The 2,917-nt window shown below is 32.0% G+C and carries 1 protein-coding gene, 1 pseudogene and 1 riboswitch; of the genes and pseudogenes, one reads left to right on the top strand and one right to left on the bottom strand.

Translation table 11 applies throughout. The features are described from left to right. A pseudogene (locus tag ACIQ11_RS10075) lies at positions 1 to 190 on the top strand (glutathione peroxidase); the annotation flags it as partial. A gap of 106 nt (positions 191 to 296) precedes the next feature. On the opposite strand, the gene ACIQ11_RS10070 reads toward ACIQ11_RS10075, so the two are convergent. Then, the gene (locus tag ACIQ11_RS10070) at positions 297 to 2,474 is read right to left on the bottom strand and encodes a TonB-dependent receptor (protein WP_396154536.1); all 2,178 of its coding nucleotides are present in this window, start codon (positions 2,472 to 2,474) and stop codon (positions 297 to 299) included. A gap of 98 nt (positions 2,475 to 2,572) precedes the next feature. After that, positions 2,573 to 2,667: riboswitch (TPP riboswitch) on the bottom strand. Positions 2,668 to 2,917: the final 250 nt, after the last annotated feature.

Here is a 2,917-nt window from a genome sequence, read left to right as displayed (position 1 = left end):
AAAAGGAAAAAATATGCATCCCATTTATGAATTCTTAACAAAGAAATCGAAAAATGGCGTGAAAGACGCTACCGTAAAATGGAATTTTCAAAAATTCCTTCTTAACGAAAATGGCGAATTAGAAAAAGTAATTTCACCAAAAACCCAACCAGACGACAGAAGTATTACAGCTTGGATTGAGGGGAAATAAATTACCACAACGTTTGTCTTGCTGAAAGCATCTCTTGACAATTTTTCAACAATGTGTTCTTTAGCAAGAGACCCTTTCAGGTTGACAAACGTCGGGGTTATTTTTATTAAAATTTCAAATTCATTCCAATTAAGAAATTGATTCCCGCTTGTGGATAAAAACCAACACCTTCAATTGTTGAAATTCCTGGTCCGCTCCAATTATCATTATACGTATAAAAATAGCCGTTTGATTCATATGTTCTATCGAAAATATTATTTATCAAACCTGAAAACACAATCGATTTAATGCCTTTGTTTATTTTCCATTCGTAGTTGATGTTTAAATCAGATGTCGTATAATCCGGTAAAATTGATTTTTCAGCATCAATATTCCCCATATATTGCTCACCAACATACTTGGTTAATAATGAAATTTGCAACATTTTAATTGGCGAATATGTTATTGCATTTCCTATTACCATATTTGGTGAATAGGCAATATTGGTATTCCCTAAATTGGTTAAAACGCCATCTCGTTCAAAATAGAAATCTTTGTTTTTATTTGTACTTAAAGTGATGTTTGGTTGTAGAACAAATTTAGAAGCAAGTTGTAAAGCCGCTTCTATTTCAATACCAGCACGCATACTTTTTCCGCTATTTTCAAAAACAGGGCTACCTACATCATTTAGAGCACCAGTGGCTACCAATTGATTTTTATATCTCATATAAAAGGCATTAATATTCAAATTGGTTTTCTTATTTTTAAATTTATAACCCAATTCATAATCTTGTAAACGTTCTGGTTTTACACTTCCACTTTCATAATCATCTCTTCGAGGTTCTTTGTTTGCAATTCCGAAATAACCATAAATAGAACTTGCTGTATTTAATGTATATGTAATTCCGGCTTTTGGATTGAAGAAACGGAATGTATCATTGACATCATTAAATTTTATACTATTGGCTTCATAGAAAACCATTCGATATTGTAAATCGGCAAAAACATTAAATTTTCCAATTTGCTGCGATGCTTTTGAGTAGAAATTCACATCGTTTTTATTTCCAAAATTATCATAATATTTGTTTGAATTTGGCACATAATATTGTGTCCAGACTACTTCTCCAAAATGTTTTCCTTCATATTTGTTTGCTGCACCACCAATAATAATATCAGTAGTAGTGTTTTTGTAGTTTAATGAAAAAGTAGTTCCGTAAAAGGCATTATCCAGCCAACGTTTTCTAACTAAATCAGTACTTGTAATGCCATTAAATTCAGGCAATACATAATCTGAAAAATTTTCGTCTTCTCTATATTGTTCAAAATAGCCTTTTCCTATAGTATAATGCAGCGCCAGGTTCGATTGCCATTTTGAAGTTATTTTTTCATTCCAATGCAATTGAAAATGATTTTGCCAATAATTGTCTGTTTCGTCATCATAAAATTTGATATTCCCAAATTCATCTGTGTACTGTCCAGCCGAATTATATGTTCTATCATTTTTTAGTTTATCTTCATCTTCCAAACCATTCCAAGCTTGATACGTTTTTTCTTTTCCGCCAAAGGCAATCGCTTTAATAATTGTATTTTTTGTAATATAATTTGCATCGAAATAATATCCAAATAAATCAGATGAAGCCCTATCTATAAAACCATCCGATTTTATTTTAGAAATTCGAGCGTTCATTTCGAAATTATTATGTAATCCTGTTCCGAAAGCTAAAGTGTGTTTTTTGGTTCCGAAACTTCCAATTGAGTTGGCTATTTCAGCATAACTATTTTGTTGTGCAGCTTTGGTTTGTAAATTTAAACTCGCCCCAAAAGCACCAGCGCCACTTGTTGAGGTTCCAACGCCACGTTGTAATTGAATGCTCTCCAATGAAGAAGCAAAATCAGGTAAGTTGACAAAGAAGGTGCCTTGACTTTCACTATCGTTAAAAGGCACGCCATTTAAGGTTACGTTAATACGAGAACCATCGGATCCACGAACACGCATATAGGTATAACCAATTCCTGCACCAGCATCTGTTGTAGTCACTACAGATGGTAAATAATTTAATAAAACAGGAATGTCTTGCCCTAAATTTCTGGGCGCAATTTGTGCTTTAGAAACATTTGTAAATGTAATTGGGTTTTTGTCTTTTGCTCGTACGCCAGAAATTAAGACTTCTTCAATTGATTTTACAGAATCTTTTGGTTGTTCTTGACTGTAAGAACATAGAGAAAAGAGAATAGAAAATAGACTTAATTTATAAATCTTTTGCCTTTTGCCTTTTGCCTTTTGCCTTTTTAAAAATACATTCATACTTCGTAAATTAATACGAATAAAAGGGGTAATTACTCTTGGTTAAAAATAATTAATAAAATAATTTTGAGAATTTCGATTCTGAAGCTGGTTCAGAAATATAGATAGTTCTCGATTTTCCTTGGCAGCATTACCCGCCCAGGTTCTATGGGTATAATCTCAGCCTGAAAAACAAGCACCCCTTTGAGATAAGACAAAGATAGTAATACAATTTTATTATTTGAACACGGATTTGAGAAATTATTAAAATTTCTTTAATCTGTGTTGTTTGAATGTATTTACTTTGGTTAATTAAAAATCTAACTTTTTTCTTCCAGCTTTAATTTCTCCCGCTTTTTTCTTTTCTTGAATGCGTTTTTCATTCGCACCTTTTGAAATTTTAGTTGCTTTTCTGACTTTTGGTAGTACTAAAGCTTTTTCTAACATTTCAAAAAAACGTTTGA

The sequence above is a fragment of the Flavobacterium sp. genome, assembly GCF_044361065.1.
Taxonomy (GTDB): Bacteria; Bacteroidota; Bacteroidia; order Flavobacteriales; family Flavobacteriaceae; genus Flavobacterium.
Note: the sequence above shows the minus strand (reverse complement) of the source record. Positions and strands in the feature narration are given on the sequence as shown.

Coding starts and splice junctions, on each gene's coding strand:
- ACIQ11_RS10070 (WP_396154536.1), bottom strand. CDS start 2,474: ATGAATGTATTTTTAAAAAGGCAAAAGGCAAAAGGCAAAAGGCAAAAG.